General features: G+C 40.3%; 23 protein-coding genes. 10 read left to right on the top strand and 13 right to left on the bottom strand.

Going from position 1 to position 22,594, the window contains the following annotated elements; all coding sequences use genetic code 11:
* Positions 1-85 precede the first annotated feature (85 nt).
* Positions 86-1,381: a replication-associated recombination protein A gene (locus tag B8983_RS05985; RefSeq protein WP_084283333.1), complete on the top strand. Its 1,296-nt coding sequence runs from the start codon at positions 86-88 to the stop codon at positions 1,379-1,381.
* Here the strand turns inward: B8983_RS05985 and B8983_RS05990 are convergent.
* The 5 genes from B8983_RS05990 to B8983_RS06010 are packed head-to-tail and all read right to left on the bottom strand — an operon-like array spanning position 1,378 to position 5,373.
* Positions 1,378-2,076 (bottom strand): nitroreductase, encoded by a 699-nt coding sequence (locus B8983_RS05990; RefSeq protein ID WP_084283236.1) that lies wholly within the window; start codon positions 2,074-2,076, stop codon positions 1,378-1,380. The two genes, B8983_RS05985 and B8983_RS05990, sit on opposite strands and share 4 nt — an antisense overlap.
* Positions 2,077-2,085: 9 nt before the next feature.
* Positions 2,086-3,300: a 3-oxoadipyl-CoA thiolase gene (gene pcaF / locus B8983_RS05995; protein WP_084283334.1), complete on the bottom strand. Its 1,215-nt coding sequence runs from the start codon at positions 3,298-3,300 to the stop codon at positions 2,086-2,088.
* Between the two features lie 19 nt (positions 3,301-3,319).
* The gene (locus B8983_RS06000) at positions 3,320-3,988 is read right to left on the bottom strand and encodes a 3-oxoacid CoA-transferase subunit B (RefSeq protein ID WP_084283237.1); all 669 of its coding nucleotides are present in this window, start codon (positions 3,986-3,988) and stop codon (positions 3,320-3,322) included.
* Positions 3,988-4,665 (bottom strand): 3-oxoacid CoA-transferase subunit A, encoded by a 678-nt coding sequence (locus B8983_RS06005; protein ID WP_084283238.1) that lies wholly within the window; start codon positions 4,663-4,665, stop codon positions 3,988-3,990. The genes B8983_RS06000 and B8983_RS06005 overlap by 1 nt, the downstream gene beginning before the upstream one ends.
* A gap of 12 nt (positions 4,666-4,677) precedes the next feature.
* Positions 4,678-5,373, bottom strand: a complete 696-nt coding sequence (locus tag B8983_RS06010) for a fumarylacetoacetate hydrolase family protein (RefSeq protein WP_084283239.1) — start codon at positions 5,371-5,373, stop codon at positions 4,678-4,680.
* A 214-nt stretch (positions 5,374-5,587) separates the two neighbouring features.
* Between B8983_RS06010 and gbd the strand changes: the two genes are divergently transcribed.
* From gbd to B8983_RS06025, 3 genes are all read left to right on the top strand, one after another.
* Positions 5,588-6,724: a 4-hydroxybutyrate dehydrogenase gene (gene gbd, locus B8983_RS06015; RefSeq protein ID WP_084283240.1), complete on the top strand. Its 1,137-nt coding sequence runs from the start codon at positions 5,588-5,590 to the stop codon at positions 6,722-6,724.
* Between the two features lie 106 nt (positions 6,725-6,830).
* Positions 6,831-7,394: a thermonuclease family protein gene (locus B8983_RS06020; RefSeq protein WP_084283241.1), complete on the top strand. Its 564-nt coding sequence runs from the start codon at positions 6,831-6,833 to the stop codon at positions 7,392-7,394.
* Positions 7,395-7,485: 91 nt separating this feature from the next.
* Entirely contained in the window at positions 7,486-7,953 is a 468-nt protein-coding gene (locus B8983_RS06025; protein ID WP_143736113.1) for a Smr/MutS family protein, read from the top strand.
* Here B8983_RS06025 and dusA read toward each other — a convergent pair whose 3' ends face one another.
* The gene (dusA, locus tag B8983_RS06030; protein ID WP_084283243.1) at positions 7,954-9,051 is read right to left on the bottom strand and encodes a tRNA dihydrouridine(20/20a) synthase DusA; all 1,098 of its coding nucleotides are present in this window, start codon (positions 9,049-9,051) and stop codon (positions 7,954-7,956) included. It abuts the gene before it with no gap.
* 294 nt (positions 9,052-9,345) lie between these two features.
* Here dusA and B8983_RS06035 point away from each other — a divergent pair, with 294 nt between their 5' ends.
* The 4 genes from B8983_RS06035 to B8983_RS06050 all read left to right on the top strand — a co-directional run bounded on the left by B8983_RS06035 (position 9,346) and on the right by B8983_RS06050 (position 13,681).
* On the top strand, positions 9,346-10,698 hold the full coding sequence (locus B8983_RS06035) for an HD-GYP domain-containing protein (protein ID WP_084283244.1): 1,353 nt from the start codon (positions 9,346-9,348) through the stop codon (positions 10,696-10,698).
* Between the two features lie 216 nt (positions 10,699-10,914).
* On the top strand, positions 10,915-12,177 hold the full coding sequence (locus B8983_RS06040) for an SRPBCC family protein (RefSeq protein WP_159460831.1): 1,263 nt from the start codon (positions 10,915-10,917) through the stop codon (positions 12,175-12,177).
* Positions 12,178-12,191: 14 nt separating this feature from the next.
* Positions 12,192-12,683 carry an aromatic-ring-hydroxylating dioxygenase subunit beta gene (locus tag B8983_RS06045; protein ID WP_084283246.1) on the top strand — a complete coding sequence of 164 codons (492 nt, stop codon included), beginning with the start codon at positions 12,192-12,194 and terminating at the stop codon, positions 12,681-12,683.
* Between the two features lie 14 nt (positions 12,684-12,697).
* Positions 12,698-13,681 carry a Bug family tripartite tricarboxylate transporter substrate binding protein gene (locus B8983_RS06050; RefSeq protein WP_084283247.1) on the top strand — a complete coding sequence of 328 codons (984 nt, stop codon included), beginning with the start codon at positions 12,698-12,700 and terminating at the stop codon, positions 13,679-13,681.
* An 86-nt stretch (positions 13,682-13,767) separates the two neighbouring features.
* Here the strand turns inward: B8983_RS06050 and B8983_RS06055 are convergent, their stop codons facing one another.
* The 4 genes from B8983_RS06055 to B8983_RS06070 form a co-directional block, all read right to left on the bottom strand.
* A complete protein-coding gene (locus B8983_RS06055; protein ID WP_084283248.1) occupies positions 13,768-14,856 on the bottom strand; it encodes an LLM class flavin-dependent oxidoreductase in 1,089 nt (362 codons plus the stop codon).
* 213 nt (positions 14,857-15,069) lie between these two features.
* Positions 15,070-15,750 (bottom strand): TetR/AcrR family transcriptional regulator, encoded by a 681-nt coding sequence (locus B8983_RS06060; RefSeq protein ID WP_084283249.1) that lies wholly within the window; start codon positions 15,748-15,750, stop codon positions 15,070-15,072.
* Between the two features lie 22 nt (positions 15,751-15,772).
* Positions 15,773-16,786: a Gfo/Idh/MocA family protein gene (locus B8983_RS06065; RefSeq protein ID WP_084283250.1), complete on the bottom strand. Its 1,014-nt coding sequence runs from the start codon at positions 16,784-16,786 to the stop codon at positions 15,773-15,775.
* A 12-nt stretch (positions 16,787-16,798) separates the two neighbouring features.
* Positions 16,799-17,572, bottom strand: coding sequence for an alpha/beta fold hydrolase (locus tag B8983_RS06070; protein WP_084283251.1), 774 nt, complete (start codon positions 17,570-17,572; stop codon positions 16,799-16,801).
* Positions 17,573-17,826: 254 nt separating this feature from the next.
* On the opposite strand from B8983_RS06070, the gene B8983_RS06075 reads away from it, so the two are divergent.
* Both B8983_RS06075 and B8983_RS06080 read left to right on the top strand, forming a co-directional pair.
* Positions 17,827-18,363, top strand: coding sequence for a flavin reductase family protein (locus B8983_RS06075; protein ID WP_084283252.1), 537 nt, complete (start codon positions 17,827-17,829; stop codon positions 18,361-18,363).
* 49 nt (positions 18,364-18,412) lie between these two features.
* Positions 18,413-18,850 carry a GlcG/HbpS family heme-binding protein gene (locus B8983_RS06080; protein ID WP_084283253.1) on the top strand — a complete coding sequence of 146 codons (438 nt, stop codon included), beginning with the start codon at positions 18,413-18,415 and terminating at the stop codon, positions 18,848-18,850.
* A gap of 76 nt (positions 18,851-18,926) precedes the next feature.
* Here the strand turns inward: B8983_RS06080 and B8983_RS06085 are convergent, their stop codons facing one another.
* The 3 genes from B8983_RS06085 to B8983_RS06095 are packed head-to-tail and all read right to left on the bottom strand — an operon-like array spanning position 18,927 to position 22,462.
* Positions 18,927-21,059 (bottom strand): xanthine dehydrogenase family protein molybdopterin-binding subunit, encoded by a 2,133-nt coding sequence (locus B8983_RS06085; RefSeq protein ID WP_084283254.1) that lies wholly within the window; start codon positions 21,057-21,059, stop codon positions 18,927-18,929.
* Positions 21,056-21,538 carry a (2Fe-2S)-binding protein gene (locus B8983_RS06090; RefSeq protein WP_084283255.1) on the bottom strand — a complete coding sequence of 161 codons (483 nt, stop codon included), beginning with the start codon at positions 21,536-21,538 and terminating at the stop codon, positions 21,056-21,058. Before B8983_RS06090 ends, B8983_RS06085 begins: the two co-directional genes overlap by 4 nt.
* 36 nt (positions 21,539-21,574) lie before the next feature.
* A complete protein-coding gene (locus B8983_RS06095; RefSeq protein ID WP_084283256.1) occupies positions 21,575-22,462 on the bottom strand; it encodes an NAD(P)-dependent oxidoreductase in 888 nt (295 codons plus the stop codon).
* Positions 22,463-22,594 lie beyond the last annotated feature (132 nt).

The raw sequence follows: 22,594 nt of genomic DNA on the forward strand, positions 1-22,594 counted from the left end.
GAAAGTTCGTATATGCTCTCTATTATAAATCTAAAGGTTTTAAATGTAATTCATGTCCAAATTACCCGATTCAAAAGTGGCCTCTATGAACCAGTGGCCCAACATCCCCCTAGCTGAAGCACTTCGGCCAAAGTCGATTCATGAAGTCGTTGGTCAAGAACATTTATTAGCCCAAGGTAAACCTCTACAACTTTCATTTGAGTCTAAACAACCCCATTCCATGATTTTGTGGGGACCTCCTGGGGTTGGTAAAACAACTCTGGCCAGATTAATGGCTGACGCTTTTGACTGTCACTTTATTGCCATTTCTGCGGTTCTTGCTGGAGTCAAAGAAATTCGACTTGCCATTGAACAAGCTGAAATGAATCTTGCTCAGTTCGGCAGGCGAACCTTACTATTTGTGGATGAAATTCACCGATTTAATAAAGGCCAACAAGATGCTCTTTTACCATTTGTTGAGTCCGGCTTAATCACCTTTATTGGTGCCACTACTGAAAATCCTTCTTTTGAAGTAAATTCAGCATTGTTATCTAGATCTCGAACCTATGTTTTAAAGTCCCTAGAACAGCATGATATGTTCAAGCTTTTAGAGAAAGTAAAAATATTCATTCCTATTGAAATGGCATGGGATGAGGAAGCCATCGTGATGATTTGTGCCTTTGCGGATGGTGATGGACGACGTTTCTTAAATATTCTCGAACAAGTTTTCCGTGCTGCAGAATCTACCAATCTAAAACTCATCACCTTAACCTTTACTGAAAATCTGCTCAGTACGAAAAGTCGTCGATTTGATCACGGTGGAGAATATTTTTATGATCAAATTTCCGCATTACATAAATCTGTTAGAGGATCCAATCCAGACGCTGCTCTTTATTGGCTATGTCGAATGCTCGATGGTGGCGCAGACCCACTATATCTGGCTCGTAGAATCGTACGTATGGCTTGGGAAGATATTGGTTTAGCAGATCCGAGAGCTATGCAAATTGCCAATGATGCTATTAGTACTTACGAGCGACTAGGCTCACCGGAAGGAGAGCTTGCCTTGGGGCAAGCAGTGATTTATTTATCGATGGCTGCAAAAAGTAATGCGGGTTATAAGGCATTTAATGCAGCAAAGGCATTTGTCAAAAATGATCATACTCGAGAAGTACCGATACACCTGCGAAACGCCCCAACTAAACTCATGAAAGAGTTGGGCTATGGTCATGCATACCGCTATGCGCATGATGAACCAAATGCTTATGCTGCAGGAGAAAACTATCTTCCTGAAAAAATGCCACCACCAAATTGGTATCAACCGACTGACCGTGGTTTAGAAATCCAAATTCAGGAAAAAATGAAGTTTTTAAAAGGGCTAGATGAGAAAGCGAAGAAAAATTAATCACAAAACTTTACAAAATCTTTTACTTCTGCCCGCTCGGTCACCAGCTGATTAACCGTTTCCGCTGTATCCTCATAGCCTAAGCTAATCGCCATGACAAACTGCTCATCAGCCGGAATCTCTAAAATATCCGTCACTATCTGATGATAAGAAATAAAGGCAGCCTGGGGACAACTAGCAAGTCCCCTAGCGGTTGCCGCAAGCAAAATATTCTGAACAAACATCCCATAATCCAACCAACTACCCTGCTCCATCACCCTTGGAATAGTAAGCATTAGAGCAACTGGTGCGCCAAAAAACTCATAGTTTTTTCCATGAAATTGATGCATTTTTTGGTGTTCGCCACGAGCAATGCCAGCTAGAGCGTACAAGTCGTACCCCACTTTTCTTCTTCTCGCAAGAAAGGGCTCCGTCCAATTTTTGGGATAGTAAATATACTCAGGGCGATGCAAAACATTTTTTTCCGGATCGTTAAATACATCCAACACAGCCTCAGTAATTTGTTCTTTACGTTTACCAGTGACTACATAAACTTTCCAAGGCTGTATGTTAGATCCCGATGGTGCTTTAGCAGACACCTTCAGAATATCTTCAATGATTGTTCTAGGTACCGGCGTCGGCAAGAAGCCCCTTACGGAGCGCCTTGCCAGCATCACTTCATCAACAATTTTGGTAGTTTCTAAGATGGGTGTCATCACATTCAGTTAAACACGTTCAATAACGATAGCGATCCCTTGACCAACACCGATACACATCGTACAAAGCGCATAGCGACCACCGATTCGCTCTAGTTCATACAGCGCAGTAGTAACCAAGCGTGCACCACTCATCCCCAATGGATGACCTAAGGCAATGGCACCTCCATTCGGATTCACGCGTGCATCATCATCTGCAACGCCGAGGTCTCTTAACGTTGCAAGACCCTGGGAAGCAAAGGCTTCGTTTAACTCAATCACATCCATCTGAGAAATATCAAGCCCCAACATCTTTAAAACTTTTTTACTCGCTGGAGCAGGTCCAATCCCCATGATTCTTGGCGGTACACCGGCAGTCGCAAGACCAAGAATTTTGGCTCTTGGTTTAAGGGCAAACTGTGATACGGCATCTGCTGACGCAATTAATAAGGCACAGGCACCATCATTAACTCCTGAAGCATTGCCAGCTGTAACCGTACCATCAGGCTTGACGATCGGTTTTAATTTTTGTAAGGCTTCAATGGTCGTCGCTCTAGGGTGTTCATCTTGAGTTACGACTACTGGATCACCTTTTCTAGAAGGAATTGTTACCGGCGTAATTTCTAAAGCTAAGCGACCATTTTTTTGCGCTTCTGATGCCTTAAATTGAGATCGAAGAGCAAATGCATCTTGATCGGCTCTAGAAATACTAAAATCTCCAGCTACATTTTCTGCAGTTTCTGGCATTGAATCAACGCCATGCATTTGCTTCATCAAAGGATTCACAAAACGCCAACCGATTGTAGTATCAAAAACCTGATTACTTCTTGAGAAAGCAGTATCAGCTTTAGGCATTACAAATGGTGCACGGCTCATACTCTCCACACCACCAGCAATTGCCAAATGGATTTGACCGGAGATAATCCCTCTAGACACGACACCAATCGCATCCATGCCAGAACCACACAAACGATTAACAGTTGAACCAGGTACATCAACTGGCATACCAGCTAACAAAGAACTCATTCTGGCAACATTTCGATTATCTTCACCAGCTTGGTTGGCATTACCATAAACCACTTCATCCACTTGCGTCCAATCAACCTGAGGATTACGTTGCATCAAAGCTTTAATTGGTACTGCACCTAAATCATCTGCTCTCACACTAGATAAAGAGCCTGCATAACGACCAATTGGCGTTCTAATAGCATCGCAGATATAAGCTGTATTTGGTTTTAATTCGATTGACAATTTAGCTACCCCATTAATTTTTTAAGAGTGTTGCTTCTGTAACAGATTGCAATAACTCAAAAGACATATTATTGAAAATTTCTCGTACAAGTAATCCGCCAGGAACTACTTCAAAGACACCTAAATCAGTAAAAATCATCGCAACACATGCCACTCCTGTGAGTGGATAAGAACAATTTTTAACCAACTTACTGCTACCTTCTTTGGTTAAGTGATCCATCATAACAAAGGTCTTATTGGCCCCAACAGCCAAATCCATCGCGCCACCAACAGCAGGAATCGCATCTGCATCACCAGTATGCCAATTCGCTAAGTCCCCTGACTCAGAAACTTGATAGGCGCCCAATACACAAATATCTAAATGACCGCCTCGCATAATAGCGAAGGAATCAGCTTGATGAAAATAAGCACCGCCAGTTAATAATGTGACGGGTTGTTTACCTGCATTAATCAAATCCCAGTCTTCTTCACCCTTAGCTGGTGCTGGCCCCATTCCTAAAATTCCATTCTCAGAATGTAAAAATATTTCTTTGTCAGCGGGTAAGTAGTTTGCAACAATGGTTGGCATGCCAATACCCAAATTCACATAGGCACCCTCTGGTATGTAAGAAGCTATTTTTGCGGCAACTTCATTACGCGTTACCGGCTTTAATGAAGATACATCTGCTGATTGTTGGCTCATTATTTTTCTCCTTTTTGGCCCATTGGCACAACGTATTTCACAAAAATACCTGGTGTCACAATGCTTTCTGGATCAAGCGCACCCAATTCGACCACCTCATTCACTTGGGCAATCGTATTCTTTGCCGCCATCGCCATGATTGGACCAAAGTTTCTAGATGCTTTACGATAAACCAAGTTACCCCAACGATCCCCTTTGTTCCCTTTGATTAAAGCAAAATCAGCACTCAAGGGCGACTCAAATACATAGTTTTTGCCATTGATTACTCGGGTTTCTTTACCCTCAGCGAGTAGAGTTCCATATGCAGTTTGGGTAAAAAAGCCACCTAAACCAGCTCCCTCTGCGCGAATTCGCTCAGCCAAATTGCCTTGTGGGGTCAACTCCAACTCAATTTCTTTGGCACGAAACAAATTGTCAAATACATAGGAGTCAGCCATGCGGGGATAGGAGCAGATAATCTTTCTGACCCTTTTGGCTTTTAATAAGGCCGCTATACCCGTTTCACCACTACCTGCATTATTAGTAATAATGACTAAATCACGAGCATTTTGTCCAACTAGTCCCTCAATGAGTTCATGAGGAATACCAGAGCCACCAAAACCACCAATCATAATAGTGGCACCATCTTTTAGACCAGCAAAAAGCTGGTCCATATCTACTGAAACTTTATTTATCATAGGATTTCTTATTTATTGCTTAGGTCCAATAGTGAGTTCAAGCGTAGGTAATTGATCAATCGTGCCAACCAAATGATCGCCAACATCCACTTTTCCAACACCTTCTGGTGTGCCGGTATAAATTAAATCACCTTCTTTAAGATGGTAGTACTGAGATAGATTAGAAATAATCTCAGCAACACTCCAAATCATGGCGTTTAAATCAGACGTTTGCTTCACTTGACCATTTACAGTTAATTCAATCTTGCCATTATTCAAAGGGCCAGTAACTGATTTAGGAATGATTTCGGTAATCACTGCAGACTCTTCAAAAGCCTTACCAAAGTCCCAAGGACGACCAATTTCACGGCTCGCAATTTGCAAGTCACGACGTGTCATATCAAGGCCTGAGGCGTAACCGTAAACACAATCTTCAGCATCTTCAACCGCCACTCTAAAGGCCGGCTTACCAATCGCAATCACTAATTCCATTTCGTAATGTAAATTATTCGTACCAAGAGCGTATGCAGTTGTCGCGGGACTCAAAACAATAGCATTAGCAGGTTTAGTGAAGTAAAAAGGTGGCTCACGATCAGGATCAAAGCCCATCTCTCTGGCATGAGCGGCATAATTGCGCCCAACACAAAAAATTCTAGAAACCGCATAAGAAGCATCGGTGCCTTTTACTGGAACACTTGGAATTGCTTCTGGGTTAAATACATACTTCATGAATCATCCTTAAAAAATATTGTCTCAAGTACACAATAATAAACCACTTGAGAAGTGACTTTACCGTTATCAATTCATGAAGACATTTGTTTGGAGAAACAAAGCATTTTCGAGTTTGAGGATAATTAATCCTAGTAATTCTAAAAAAAAATTAATTGGTCTGTTATTTATGTAAAAATCATCTGAAATAACTTATTTTGAAGAGATGATTCTTATGGCACAGATTCAATATTTAACCCAAATTTACCTTGAATCAGGCGCCATTCAACGTATTCCTGCCGAGTGTCTGCGACTTGGTATCAAAAAGCCATTGATAGTTACGGATCAAGGAATTAGATCTGCTGGCATCCTATCAACGATCGAACAGGTTTTGATCGGAATCGACTTCGCTGTGTTTGATCAAACTCCATCGAACCCCACCCAACAAGCGGCAGAAAAAGGTAAAGAGATTTATGAAAAAAAACTCTGCGATGGCTTAATTGCTTTAGGCGGTGGCTCTTCAATGGATTGTGCAAAAGTGATCTCCATTATCACTACCCATCCTGAACCCCTGAAAAACTATGCCACGATTGAGGGCGGATCTCACAAAATCACAGCACAAGTCGCTCCTCTGATTGCCATTCCGACAACAAGTGGGACCGGGAGTGAGGTCGCAAGGGGTGCAATTCTGATTTTAAATGACGGTCGTAAATTAGGTTTCCATTCTTGGCATATCCTCCCCAAATCAGCTATCTGTGATCCTGATCTAACGTTGAATTTACCACCCCATCTAACTGCTGCAACTGGCATGGATGCTATCGCGCATTGTGTTGAAACTTTTTTAAATGCCCCCTTCAATCCAACCGCAGATGCGATTGCACTCGATGGCTTAGAGCGTGCTTGGCAATATATAGAAATAGCGACTGAACAAGGCCATAATTCAGAAGCTAGGTTACAAATGATGACAGCTTCAATGCATGGTGCTATGGCATTTCAAAAAGGTTTAGGTTGTATCCATAGCCTGAGCCACAGTATTGGAGGTTTGTTTCCTCACCTGCATCACGGCACCTTAAATGCCGTATTTTTACCCGCAGTACTTCGCTTTAACGCAGATGCGCCTTCGGTGATGAACCAACAAAAGATGATGAAGATTGCCAAGACTATTGGTATTTTTGACCCAAAACTAGTGCCTGAAGCAATGTTCAAGCTTTCGCAAAAATTAAAGCTACCTAGTGGATTAAGAGACCTCGGAGTAAGCGAGGCTGATTTTGATCAAATTATTGAAGGTGCCTTAAAAGATCATTGTCACCTTACCAATCCAAGAATTGCCTCAATCAGCGACTATAAAAAAATTCTAATAGAATCGATGTAAAACATATATTTGTTATTACTATAAGATAGTATGAAATTAACCTAAAAACATTTAAGTTATTCAAATTGATTAAGTTAAAAAGGTTTTTAAATTGATAAGAAATGCTATGACATCCATATTTAGAAAAAATGCCTTAATCTCCATCCTCTTTGGCTTTTCACTCTCTTTTTTATCACAAAGTCTTCTCGCCAAGGAGGCACCTAAACATCAAAAACACGAAATTATTGTTGCTAAAGTGATCGGCATCTCTGATGGCGATACCATCACTCTCCTCAATGACGATAACTCTCAATTAAAAATTCGCTTGGCTGGGATTGATTGCCCAGAGAAAAATCAGGCCTTTGGTAACAGAGCCAAAAGACTATTAAGTGAAAAAGTCTTTGGCAATGTGGTAAGGGTTGAAATTCGAGGCATCGATCGATATAACAGAACTTTGGGGATCGTTCGATTAGGCGAAGAAGATATTAATGAATATCTCATCCATGAGGGCGTTGCTTGGCATTACAAACATTATGCAAAAGATCAACCGGCTGAAGAAGCAAAGCGCTATGACTTAGCGCAGGAATTCGCAAAAAAAACTAAAAAAGGCTTATGGATACAAGAAAACCCGACTCCACCATGGGAATTTAGAGAACAACGGAGAAAAGGTGAGATTAAACCGGAGCTCTAAGCCACTTGATCGAAGGATAGAGTGGCACTTTAGTTTTCAACTAGAATGAGCCAAGCATTTATTCACACGCCTTGATGCTCCATTAAAAATCATGAAAACTCATCAAATAATTTGCGCCATGTGTGGTAACCCTCGCCAATTTACATTGCGAGAATGCCCCTATTGTGGTGAAAGTGATTTTTTATCAGATGCAGAAGCTAGAGTGAAAGCCTTCACCATTAATTTAGAGTTAGGCCTACCAACCATTGATGAGGCATTTTCAAGATTTGAACACTACCTAACTAGACTTGAAAAAACCGGTATTCGACTACTCAAGGTCATTCATGGCCAAGGATCTGCGGGGCAAACTGGGAAAATAAAGAAAGCTTTTCGCGATGCAATGGATTATGGCAAATGGTCCAATGCCATTGCGGAAGTATATTATGGTGAGGCACTCAAACCTGGTTTATCAGGACTAGAAGAATTTAGGAAAAGCCACCCTAGCCTGGTAAAAGGCATAACACTGGATATGCAAGGCAATTCCGGGATTACGCTCTTAATTCTGTTTAAAGACTACTAATTAATCATCGTAGTTAATAAATTCTTTTTCCACATCAGAAAAAATCCGCAAGGACTGACTCGCCGAAACAAAGAATTCACGAATTTGAGCTTCATCTTGAACATCATTCAAGAGATGGTGATTGGATAAAATTTGTCGCCAATACCTAGATCCTCCGATACCATGAGCAAAGCCTAAAACATGTCGGGTGATGGCTGCAATGTTAAAAACATGAACGCCATTACTTTGTTGACAAAACTGATACCAAGCAATGGAATAATCAATTAATTTTTCTTCAACACTTTTCCAGGTCTGGGCATTTAAAAAATAACCGAAATTTTTACCGGAACTGTCAATCATGTCATCCCAGGCTAACAAATGAGCAGGGGTATGGTATGCCGCCCTACCCACCATAAAACCATCGAAATCATCCCAATGATTTACAATATCTTGATTCGTTTCAAGGCCACCATTCAGTAATATATGGACCTCAGAAAATTGTTGCTTGATATCTAATCTCAGTTGTTTAGCAACCTCATATCGCAGCGGTGGAATCGTTCTATTTTCTTTGGGAGATAAGCCCTTAAGGACCGCATTACGAGCATGGATCGTTAATTGTGATGCTCCAGCAGCGCAAGCTTTGAGCATGAAATCAAGCACAAATTGATAATCACCCTCCTGGGTTGGATCCATGTCATTCAAGCCTAGACGATGTTTTACACTAATCGGAAGATCTACAGCATCTTTCATGGCCTTGACACAATCGGCAACTAAATCAGGCTCTGCCATTAGACAGGCCCCAAAAGACCCTCGTTGAACTCGCTCTGAGGGACAACCACAATTTAGATCAATTTGCGTATAGCCCCATTCACTAGCAATTTTGGCAGCTTTTGCGAGATCTTCTGGCTCGCTACCACCTAACTGTAAAACGACCGGATGTTCATTCGGATTAAAGTCTAAATGCTTAGGTCGATCGCCATAAATGATGGCTCCCGTATTAATCATTTCCGTATAGAGAATAGCCTGCTTAGAAAGAATGCGATGAAATGACCGACAATGCCGATCGGTCCAATCCATCATGGGCGCTACGGCGAGTATTTTTTTATCTTTATTTTCCATAGACACCTTTAATTAACCATTTCACATTCATGATTTTAGTGGGTATTGCTTCTGAACCCAAACTAAACAATGGCCATTAGTTAACCAGAGATTTGATTTTTCGCCCATAAACTCTTTTCACTAGCTCAAAGCATAAATCAACTTGTCTATTTAAGCCTCCTCAATGGACTGCTGGACAATGACTTTTTTAGGCTATCAAAAATTTTCTTTTATACTCCATCAACTATTTAATTTAACTTAACCCAACTTGCTTCAATTTTTATTTGTTCTAATTTATGAATAAACACTCTTAAAATGCAGCAAACAAACGAACTGTTCTTCATTGTAATATCCGTAATAATGTGGGGATTAGCAATTGGTGGAAAATCTTTCATCCAATTTAAAAAAATCTTTTATTCGAGTGAATATTGGTACTTGGGATTACTCTGTACTGCCAGCTCTTTTACGTTATTTTCAATTGCCTCCTCAGTAAACCTGGGACTTCTTATATTAGCTAATACGTTTTTGTTAGCCGGATATATTTTTGTGGCGGCATACTACCGATCTCAGCGAACTCCACTTACATTCCAATTTAAATTATCAATTCTGTTGACTATTTTTTTCATTGGGGTAGTAATGGTATGCCTAATGCAATGGGGAAGTTTTATCAATCGTGTGAGTTTTGTTAGCACTTTGGGCATCATTTTTTTTATATGGCAAATTACTGAATTACAAATTAACCGTAGACAGAATATTCCTTTTTCTATTTTTTTGGATATCACCATTGTATTAGAACTTTTACTAACAGTGCTAAGGCTATATCTCATTTATTCTGTCGACCCACCAAAAACACTCCACATTTACCAAGAGCACTTTTTGCCTGGCACTGTAAGGAGCGTTTTATTTGGATGTATCGTCTTATCATATGTAGCAATCATCAACTTTAAAATTGAGAGGCTCGGCTTTGAAAATTCACGCATACGTGATGAAATCAATGCAATAAAGTTAGATGCCGCAAAAAAGCTCCTAGAGCAATCCGAAATAAATTTTTTAACCTCACTAAATGCACTTGCAAAAGCCCGAGATAATGAAACTGGCAATCACATTATTCGCACCCAAAACTATGTCAAAACTTTAGCCTTACGAATTCGAAATGACAAGAATCATGTTGAAAGTTTATCTGACCATCATATTAATATGATGTTTCGTGCTGCCCCACTTCACGATATTGGAAAAGTTGGAATACCTGATCGTATTTTGTTAAAAAATGGCTCACTTACAGAGGAAGAATGGGCTGTGATGAAAACGCATACCTTAATTGGTGAATCAATTCTGAAAGCAGCCGATGATGAGATCAATGATGACTGTAATTTATTTTCAATAGCAATCGCAATTGCGGGTGGTCACCATGAAAAATGGGACGGTAGTGGTTACCCACGTGGATTATCTGGAGAATCAATTCCACTTGAGGCTCGCATTATGGCATTAGCTGATATGTATGACGCCCTAGTAAGTAAACGAATTTACAAGAAGGCTTGGACTCATGAAGAGGCTCGGAAAGAAATCATGTCAAAACGAAGCATTCATTTAGATCCTTTAGTAGTTGATGCATTTATTGCTGAAGAGGATGTTTTTAAAGAAATTGCTATTAAATATGATGACGGTTAACAATTTAATCAATGGTTAAGACAATACCATCCAATTCATGTAAATTTCCTCATGAATTTTTAAGGCCCAGATCGCTTCCCCAATGTTACCGATAGGTAATCCAAAATCGAGTTCACTAAGAAACTTAAAATATCCGATATAGCTTCCTCAAACTCTCAAAAAGTAGGCATACTCACTGCTAAAATCAAAAAAGATATCAAAACGAATGAGATGACAATGACAGCGCAAACCATATCGATAAGTAAACTTAACAATCTTAAAACATGGCCCTCTGAAGGGGTCAGCAGAGCACCTTATTGGGTATACACTGACCCTGAAATTTACTTGTTGGAACAAGCAAATATATTTCGAGGAAATGCATGGCATTATTTAGGAATGAATGCAGAGGTTCCTGAAACTGGTGATTACAAAACTACTTACATTGGTGATACTTCTGTGCTCATGGTCAGGGCTGAGGACGGTTCAATTAATGGTATGGTGAACCGCTGTGCTCACAGGGGGAATATGGTTTGTCGGGATGCTTTCGGTAAAGCAGAATCCCTCTATTGTGTTTATCACGCTTGGAACTACGACCTAAAGGGTAATTTAAAAAATGCTGCTTTTAGCCGAGGTATTCGAGGTGAAGGTGGGTTACCCAAAGATTTTGATAAGGCGAATCACGGCCTCACCAAACTACGGACAGAAGTATTATGTGGCTTAGTATTTGCAACTTTTAGTCAGACGGTTGAACCATTAGAGGAATGGCTTGGTGAGGTTGCTTACGGCATTAAACGATTATTAACTCGCCCATTAAAAATTTTAGGGTACGATACGCAGAGAATCAAATCCAATTGGAAAAACTATCACGAAAACCCGAGGGATTCGTATCATGCAAATATCTTGCATACTTTTTATGGCACTTTTGGCTTATCAAGGCAATCTCAAGAATCGGGAATGGTTCTAGATAAGAAGGGGCGTCATTCTTGCTTTTATACCAAAGCAGGAACTGAAAAAAATGATGCTAATTATCAAAACACCACCTCAGAGTTAAGATCACATAATGATCAACTGAAGTTAGAGGATCCATCAATTTTGAAGTGGGTGGATGAGATCGGTGATGGCGTAAGTGTGCAAATATTGTCAGCCTACCCATCCTTTGTGCTTCATCAAATTGCTAACAGTTTAGCAACTAGACAACTCCTGCCAAAAGGACAAAATCAATGTGATCTAGTCTGGACTTATTTTGGCTTTGCAGATGACGATGAACAAACAACCCAAAGAAGATTGATTCAAATCAACCTCGCCGGATCAGCCGGAATGATTTCGGTGGAGGACGCGGCAGTCTGCGAGATGACTTACCGCGCCATTGCAGATGGACAAGTGGGTAACTCCTTTATAGAAATGGGTGGTGTAGATCTTACTTCTGGTGGTTCTAGTAAATTATCCGAACGCGCAATCCGGAACTTTTGGCACAACTACCGTCAAGATATGAACCTTTAAAGTAAAGATTTTTAATGATGAAAAATACTCATTTCCATGCAACAGACTATCGTCAAGTTGAACAATTAATTTATGAATGGGCCAGAAGGATTGATGAAAATCGTGTTGAAGAAATTGCCGATTTGTTAACACCTAGTGGCAGATATACAGTTCAGTCTCGGTTTAATCTGGATAGAAATTTGCCCCATTGCTCCATAGACTGTCATAGTCCCGCGCAATTAAGAGACCGCATCCTTTCCATGCGAATTGCGAATATTTATGAACCGCATCATTATCGACACATGATTTCTGGGATCCAAATCTTAAAGAAAGAACACCAGCAATTAGAAGTTGTTTCAAATTTCTCCATTATCAGAACGATGGAATTAGATGGACAGATTCAAATTGTTTTTACAGGTCAAGCAAGAGATTTAATCTTCATGGATGAAGAAACAACTCTTTTCACAAAAAGACACCTTGTGTTTGATTCAAGAGCAATTGAAACCTTATTAGTAATTCCTATCTAAAGGATGTTCATTTCATGTTTAAAATAAATCTTGATCGAAGAACCATTATCAAACAATCTTTAGCAGTATCTGGCGCAGTCATCACTGGGTCTGTTTTTTCTCAAACCAGTTGGCCGCAAAAACCGATCCGACTCATCGTTCCCAATCCTGCAGGTGGCACTGCAGACGCACTACCCCGACTGCTTGCTGAGCCATTATCGAAGATTCTTGGCCAATCTATTATTGTTGAAAACAAGCCCGGTGCGGCTGGCAATATTGCGGCTGAATATATTTTCAATGCAGATGCAGATGGTTATACCTTGTTTGCCTCCCCTCCTCCAGCACTATCCATTAATGCTAACTTGTATCCGAAGTTAAGTTATCAAGCGGCGCAATTTGTCCCAGTGACAGTTATAGCGGCGGTACCTAATGCTCTGATCGTCAATCCTGCACTACCTTTTAATACTGTGCCAGAATTCCTAAATTATTTAAAAGCCAATCCGGATAAATTAAGCTACGCCTCCCAAGGAAGTGGCTCGACAGCCCACTTAACGGCTGAATTATTTAAACTAAAAACGGGCTTGAAAATGCTCCATGTTCCTTACAAAGGGGATGCGCCAGCAATTACTGATTTATTAGCAGGACATGTGGATGTGATGTTCGGTAATATTGGTGCAACGATGCAGTATGTCAAATCAGACAAATTAAAACTCATTGCACTAACGACTCCAAAACGCAATAAATCATTTCCAAGTACGCCAACCTTGAATGAGTATATTCCAGGGATGATTGCCACAACTTGGTTTGCCATTGTAGCGCCACCCAAAACCCCAGCATCTATTGTGAATAAACTATCAACATCTATCGCCACCATCTTAAAATCACCTGACATGCAGAAGAAATTAGCAGAAATGGGTGCTGAACCGATTGGGGATTCGCCTGAAGAAACTATGAAATGGATAAAAGAGGATACCGAGCGATGGAAAGAGGTGATTCAAGCCGGAAAAATCACCATTTAAGAAATTTTATTGCAGATTCAAAAAGAAAAAAGCCTCTAAATAGAGGCTTAGATAAACTACAAAGATAGTTATTTTTATTTCAAGAATTACTTACCAAGAGCTGCATTGACTCTAGGCATCACTTCAGTCGCCATGAGCTCCATAGAGCGTTTTGCTAAAGTTGGATCCATCCAATCATGACAGGCGTAGAGTAAATTACCAAAATCGCCAACTTCTTCTCTAAACTTAAGTAATTGATCAACTACTGAGTTTACAGAACCAGCAATCACTAATCTATTCGTAACATATTCAGGAGTTACGTCTGAGTCTGGCATATTGGGATCCACTTTAAATAAATTACTTCTGCCGCCATTAACTAATTTACGGCTGAGTGATTTAAAGTAAGCATAATAAGGACCACCATCTTCTAAACCATAACGGCGTGCTGTAGCATCATCATCTGCTACGAAAATACTCTTGGCAACACGCCACTCATCAGGATGAGCTACTGCGCCTACAGCTTCACGACCTTCAACATATTTTGGCCAGTGAGTTGCAACCCATTCAGGCATCAAAAAGTTTGCAGAAATTGGCTGCCATCCACGCTTCGCCATTTCTGTAACGCCTTTAGAGTATGGAGCAACCGCTGTACCAACAATTAACGGATAAGGCTTTTGATAAGGTTTCATGATGTAACCTTGACCAATTTCTGGAATCATCGTATTTTGCGTTGAAATTTTCCAGTAATCACCTTCGATGTTGTAAGGAGCTTCGCCATCCCAGATTTTTAAAATCGTATTGATACTCTCCACAAACATAGCATTTCTATCTGATTTAAAGTTACCAAAAACTTCTGCATCAGACATTAATCCACCTGGGCTAATACCCATAATAAATCTACCTTCTAACATGTGATCCATCATCGCTGCTTGAGCGGCGATTGCTGCTGGATGAGAGTTCGGTAAATTAATGGTGCCAGTACCTAATTTAATCTGCTTAGTAGCATGAATTAAGGTTGCTAAAAAAATCATTGAATTCGTGATGGTCTCAGCTGCATCGGTTACGTGCTCACCCACATAGGCTTCACTGTAGCCAAGTTGATCAGCTAGGATGACAGCTTCTCTGTCTTCTTTAAATGTTTCCACCAAGTTTCTTCCTGGAGGATGAATCGGCATCATAAAGGTACTAATTTTCATTTGCTTGTCCGTATTATTTGATTGAACTGCATAAAATGGTTACAAAATACTTAAACTTCTAAAATTATAAGGCAAAGTAATCAATTGATCATTTATAAGCCTAAAAAAAGATCGATTCAATCAGTAAAAACCCTAACTTCAGAAACAAATGGTCTTATTTAAAAAACCATTTCTCTTTTAAAGCTTAAAAAATAAAATAATTAAATCAACAACTTAATCTTGTTTAATTAACATCGGAACAACTGTTTTAGCACCGGCTAAATAAGTAATGATCGTATGTTCAACAATTTCATCAATATCCAAAGATAGAGGAATATTAAAAATCCAACGTCGCTGTCCTAAATAAAAGGTTCTTGAATTAATACCCCAAGCTAATTCAATTTCGCTTTCCTTTAAAGGAATCTCTTGAATACTTGGCAATCCTAACTCTGCCCTCACTTCAATAGCGATTGGTTCTAAAATTCTACTTCTCAAGAATTTCAAATATCTGGTATTAATATCTTCACCTTTTAAGCCAGAGAACATGAAAATTCTGACCCAATCGTAAGTGAGCGATATTTTTGAATAATCCTTATAAAACCTTAAAAGTCGGTCTTTTAAGGGAACAGTCCGATCAGCAATAATCGTTTCCCAATAAGGATTCCAACGCCCCACATAAACTTCTTGGTAGACGCGTTCAATTAAGGCTGCCTTACTAGGGAAATATCGAAAGATCAGTGACTGAGTTACTCCCAACCGACGTGCTAACTCCCTAGTATCGCCATCAAACCCTACCTCCGCAAAAAAAGCGACCGCAGCAGCCGCAATTTCTCGATCACGTTCCTCACGTTTTAAACGCTTCCGAGGGGTTGGACTTATTTGTTTATCAACCACGAGGTCTTTTGCCTTCACCATTGAAAAGTCACTTTTTCGAAGATTAATGTTTCACAATTTCGAGCTGCTTTGTTTCCACGGACCTCATAATTGCTTCAAGTGCGGCTACGTTAGCAAGCATTTCAGCTTGCTGCACAGGATAAGGGCTTACACCACGAATACCTTTAGCAAAAGCCTCTAAGTTAAACCTTACCGTTGGTGCTGGCGGCATAAAATGTGTCGTACGTTCTTGACCACGTAATTGAGTGGTTACGTTCCAACCTGTTGGATTTTCTGGGTGGGTATTGTCTCTAATTTCAATCCAACCATGTGAGCCATAAACACAAAAACGACCATCAAAAGGAGTAGCCAGAATCGCACTAATGAGTGCATTCGCCCCACCTTCGAAAGCGAGCATAATCCCTAAAGTATCGCCATTTTCAAAATCACTACCTCTAGTGGCAAGACGTGCCCAAACCTCTTTGGCCGGTCCAAAAATAGCAATAGCGAGATCCACTAAGTGAATGCCAGTAGCCGTCAAAGGACCCACTGGGGCAAATTTATTGGAAAGACGCCAGTTATCTTTTGGTAAAGCAAAAAACTTATCCTGAGAAAAATTCGCTTCTATTTGTAAAATAGTACCTAAAGTACCTTTCGCAATTTCTTCTCTCAAAGCTACAATAGCTGGCTCAAAACGACGCTCATGACCAATACCTAATTTCACACCAGCTTTATTACATGCTTCGATAGCAGCTTGAGCATCAGTAAATGTAAGACATAGTGGTTTTTCACAAAACACATGTTTACCTGCATTGGCTGCTAATTGAATTTGGTTGGCATGAAATTGATGTGGCGTACATAAAATGATTGCTTCAACAGCAGGATTTTCAATCGCATTCTTAAATTCAGCTCCCACCTCAAAGCCCATGGTCGAACCATCTGTGGTCGCTTGGACAGCAACTTTAGGGTCATTTTCAACCACCATAACAACATTTAAAAACTCACTTGCTTGAAGAGTAGCAGTGATAATTTTTCCCCACCAACCATAACCAATTACAGCAACATTTACAGGATTCATTTTACTCTCGCATTAAGCAGAAATATTTTTAACGAAATTTGATACTAAAGATTCAAACTCTCTTTTACATTCGACATTGGCAATATGTGCGCTTGGCAACATAACATGCTTGCTATTGGGAATGAGGTTAGTTAATGAAGCCACCTCTGCAGTCGGAGCACCCATATCAAATTCACCACTGATTAACAATGTCGGGCATTGAATCTTTGCCGCATAAGGTCTAGCATCGTAAGTCATCACAGCATTACCGCAAGCCATATAACCATCGTTACTTGTCGTTGCAATCATTTGACGTAATTTTTTATCATCCACTGGATTTGCTAGACGATAGCCTTCAGTTAACCAGCGATCAGCAGTACCATCCACGATGGCTTGAACACCTTTTTCATTCACCGTTGCGATACGAGTTAACCATTGAGCTTTTGACTCATCCGTTTGTGAGTGTCTAAAACATGCTGCTGAAAGACTTAAAACACGATCCGTATAGTGAGCAGCCATATACAAACCAAGCATCGCACCTAAAGATAAGCCTAACCAGTGAAATTTTTGAATATTTAATTGATCTGCCAACTCGATAATATCTTTTGCTAAATCTTCAGTTGAAGCAACTGCCCCAACTGCCGGGGTATCACCATGACCACGGTAGTTGTAACGCAAGACCAGAAAATCCTTTTTCCAGGCCTCAATTTGATCATCCCACATGGAATAATTAGCACCTAAAGAATTGCCGATCACTAAAACGGGCGCATTACTGCAACCTTCTAATTGAAATGAAGTAATAGTCATAACTGTCTCTTATTGTGTATTGTTTTAAAAAATAACGATCGTTTGATCACTTTAATATAGACAATCGAATTTGACAAGCATCCAACCAAACAATGAAGTAAATCCCCTAATGTAATATGGGTTTTCCCTAATAAGATTGAAGTTTTTACCGCCTAAATCAGTCGACAATAAAATTTACAACAAATGTTTTCCTTCATCAGATTGACTTCTAATGATCAAACGATTACTATTTATTAAAAATTAAGGAGATTAATATGAGCCCTGTGGATCAAAGTAAAGATACCAAAGAACAAAGCCCCGAATTTGATTCAAGAGATTTTCGAAATGCTTTAGGTCATTTTGGAACTGGTGTCACTGTGATTACAACGATTGATAAAAGTGGAAAGGTTTACGGAGTTACGGCGAGTTCATTTAACTCCGTTTCTTTGTCGCCACCACTCGTCTTATGGTCACAAGTGAAAGCGGCTCCCAGCCATCAAGCTTTTATTGAGTCACCCTATTTCATCGTTAACATTTTGGCGGAAGATCAAAAAGATATTTCAAATCACTTTGCAAGACCTAGTGAAGACAAATTTAAAGATATTCCTCACCACTTGAACGAACATGGCATTCCAATTTTGGATGGCACTCTTGGTCATTTCATTTGCACCAAAGAAAATGAAGTTGAAGGTGGCGATCATTTAATCTTCATTGGTAAAGTTTTAAGCTATTCCTATAACACTTCAGAACACACTGCCCCGCTGTTTTTCTGGAAGGGTAAATATCACTCTGCAGCGGACCATGTTGCATAATAGCTAAATAATTTTTAATTACTAACTTTATAAATATTCAAGGATTCCCATGTCAAACGTTAATTTAGAACAAGCCTTATTAATTGCTAAAACAGCTCTTGAAAAAGGTCGCGAAATGAAGTTTCACCCCCTTACAGTGATCGTATTAGATGCTGGTGGTCAAACGAAAACATTATTACGTGAAGATAATTGCAGCATTTTAAGACAAGATATCGCAATGGGTAAGGCGTGGGGAGCTCTTGGTATGGGGTTTGGTGGACGTGAGTTGGCAAGACGTGCCGAGCAAATGCCAAATTTCTTTGTGGCCTTGAATGCAATGTCTGGTGGCAAAATGGTCCCAGTTCCTGGTGGCGTACTTATCCGTAATGCTGAGGGTCAAATTATTGGTTCTGTTGGTATCACTGGCGATACATCGATTAATGATGAAATCTGCGCAGTTGCAGGTATAACTGCAGCAGGTTTAGTTGCGGATACTGGCGATAAGTAATTTAAGATAAAGTAAATTAAAAATGCCCTGAATACTTTGTATTCAGGGCATTTTTATTGAACAAGTACTGCTTTAATTAGCTAGCAATTAATTGGGCTAAACGCTCAGCACTTAATGGCAAATGCCTTGCCCGAACACCAAGAGCAGCATTCAGAGCATTAGCAATAGCAGCTCCAGTTGGACCAGCAGCCGCCTCACCGCCACCTAGACTTGGCGCATTGGGTTGGTCAAGTAACTCCACTACGACTTCAGGCACCTCAGAGAAGTTCAAAATAGGATATGTATCCCAAGTATTTGACGTAATATTCAAATCATCCCAAGTTGCTTGCTCTTTGAGAGTCCAACTAATTGCCTGAATAATACCCCCTTCAATTTGGTTCAATAATCCATCAGGATTGATGATTCTGCCAGCATCGGCAGTTGACCAAACTTTCTCAACATAAATTTTTTCTTCTACACGAACCTGAACAACTACGGCACAATAAGCGCCAAAGTTTTTATACCTTCCGAAACCAATCCCTAAAGCAGTTCCCTCTGGTAATTGATCACGATTCGACCAATTAGACATTTCAGCAACACGTTGAATAATGGCAATCGATCGCGGATCAGATAAATAAGATAAGCGAAGTGCAATTGGATCTTGCCCAATCGATTCGGCTAACTCATCTAAGAAAGACTCGATGGCATAAGTATTTAAATAGGCACCGAGACTACGAAGTGCCGAAGTTCTTACTGGCACTTGGGGCAACATATGATGACGAATTTCTTGATGGGCAAAGTCGTAAATCGCAACAGCATTTCTTAAACCACCACCATTAGGCAATGGGACATCTTGGGTTGCATCTACAGGATGAGGAGGATCAATCATCCAAGCACCTAATAGATTAATCGTTCCTTGCCAACATCCAGGCCTTGCAATATGAGTCGGCGACCAAACTTCAGATTGCCAAGAAACAATTCTGCCATCCTGATCTAGACCAGCATCAATTTGCATCAAACTTGCAGAGCCAAAAGGCGTAGCAGATAATTCTTCCTCTCTGGTCCACTGTACACGCACTGTCAACCCAGTTTGTTGTGTAATATATGCAGCATCAAAAGCAACATCATCAGCACTATTGTGCCCGTAGCAACCAGCGCCGTGCAAGTGAATCACATCAATGGTCGAGGCATCTTGACGAAGACCAACAGCAATTTGATCCCTTAACAAATGTGAACCTTGAGTATGCGACCAAATAGTTAAATGTCCATCAACCATTTGCGCTAAAGCACAAGCTGGTCCAATTGAGGCATGAGCAATAAATGGTCTAGTGTATCTTGCCGACATCTTGGTGACAGAAGTGCCAGACTCACCACGGTTAAATACAATATCATCACTAGATGGTAGAGTCGTTAAAATTTCTTCAATAGGACGCTGACGCTCAACAAATGCTGGCAATTTCCATTGAACACATTGATGGGCTTTTGTCAAACTTGCAACTAAAGCAGCTTCATTTTTTCCTAAAATCGCTAAAAAACTACCACTGTGAACCACCTGTTCAACACCGTTTAAAGCTTTAATAGCTTCTAGGTCAACCGATTGAATGGTTGACTGAGCATGACTATGCCGAATCATTCTGGCATGGAACATTTCTGGCAAGACGACGTCATGAATAAATGCGCCCGTAGATAACTTATCTACTAAGTCTTTTCTAGGAACACTTTGTCCAATAATAGATTCTTTCGCTTGAGATGCAGATGCAACTGCTTCTGGAAGGGATTGAACTTTGATATGAATATCAATTTGAGGAGCTAGCTCAGCATAAGTAACTGTTTTTTCCTTGCCTGGGCAAGAAAAAATACCAGCTTTAATTTCAATCTGCTGAACATCAACACCCAGTTCTTTAGCCGCCGCATTTAAAAAGAGCCAACGAGCATGTGACAATGCACAACGTAATGAGGCCCCACCATTTTCTATGGATTGACTACCTGCGGTATACCACTCATTTGGCGAATGAAAGGTATTACCTGCAACCCAATGAATTTGATCTAAGGTAATGCCAAGTTCTTGACAGGCAATTTGCTGCAGAGCTGTCTGTATCCCCTGGCCCAACTCTACTTTACCGCTAAAGACTGATAACAATGGTAATTGATCTAAACCAAACCATTGATCTAACATCGGATGAGATTGAATATACGTAGGTAAAGGATTTGTTTGATTGTTGGTACTCATACTACTGACTCCTTTGATAAAGTCTCAACGACGCTAGCAAGTGCACGGAAAATTCGAACATGTGTTCCGCAACGACATAAATTTGCATCTAGTGCTGCATTTTGTTCAGCTCTGCTAGGGTTTGGATTTTTCTTTAACAAAGCAGTAATCGACATCATGATGCCATTAATGCAATAACCACATTGAGCAGCTTGTTCTTTTATAAAAGCTTCTTGAACCAATTTGCCAATGGGGTCTAACTCAAGACCTTCGGCCGTCAATACTTCCTTTTGACTAATTGACCATAAAGGTGTGTCACAAGATTGGGTAGCAGTACCATCAACAATCACTGTACAGGCGCCGCAGTTACCACTCCCACAGCCAAAGCGGGAACCTTTATGGTCCAGATCATTCCGGAGTACGTACAACAATGGGGTATTCTCATTGGTAGTTACTTCACATAACTTTCCATTGAGTTGAAATTGAGTTGAGTTTGACATAAGTTAAAAGAAAAAATTAAATGTGATTAATAAAAATTACTTACAGTAGGTATTAATAAACCAAGCTGGCACAGCTGTTCCATCAGAATTTCCTAGTCCTGCAGCAGATGTCTTATCTAGTTCAGCAAGTGCGGCTTGAGTGACAGGGACATCCCACCCCAATGATTGCGCTTCTTCAATCATCGTTCTTAAATCTTTACGAATATTATCAAGTGTAAAGGCTGCTGGAGGTTGTGGCTCACCTTTTAAGCAAGAAACTAAGGCAGGGACTCTGGCCTTCATCATATTTGGAGCACCAGATGTATCTGACAAGATATCCATCAAGCGCTCTGGAGAAATATCTAACTTGGATGAGATAGATAAAGCCTCGCTAAAGGACTGCCAAAACACCAAGAGGGGTAAATTAACAGTCAACTTTAAAGTAGCTCCTGAGCCATTGGCGCCGACATGTTCAACCCGACGGCACAGTTGCTCTAAGATGGGTCGAGCACGGGCCACAGCTGAATCACTACCGCCCACGAGTCCTAATAACTTACCATCACGAGCCGGCGTAACTGTGCCACCGACTGGACAGTCGACAATCTCACCGCCTAAAGTCTTCACCTCTTCCGCTAATGCAATTGAGGTTGAAGGGCGAACAGTACTCATTTCGATAATTAACTTGCCAGCTAAATTAGCTTTCAAGACTCCGTGTTCGCCGCGATATGCTGAATCAATAGCTGAAGCATCAGTCAGCATGGAAATCATAATATCAACTTGATTGATGACATCCATTGGAGATGATGCGGTTTTTGCGCCAAGAGCTACTAGAGGAATAGTCTTCTCTAAAGATCGATTCCAAATAATCATTTCGTGACCACATTGAATGAGTCGCTCAACCATCGCTCCACCCATTTTGCCAGTACCAATTAATCCTAGTTTCATCTAAGTCTCCATAAAGTAATGATTAGAAATATCTCAATTTAGCGTTGTATTATCGCTGACTTTTCAAATGATAATTAATAGTGATCAAAGAATCAATAAAGTTCAATTATTTAATCTTTTTTTACGAGCGAT

It is taken from the genome of Polynucleobacter kasalickyi, from assembly GCF_900176405.1.
Classification (GTDB): Bacteria; Pseudomonadota; Gammaproteobacteria; order Burkholderiales; family Burkholderiaceae; genus Polynucleobacter; species Polynucleobacter kasalickyi.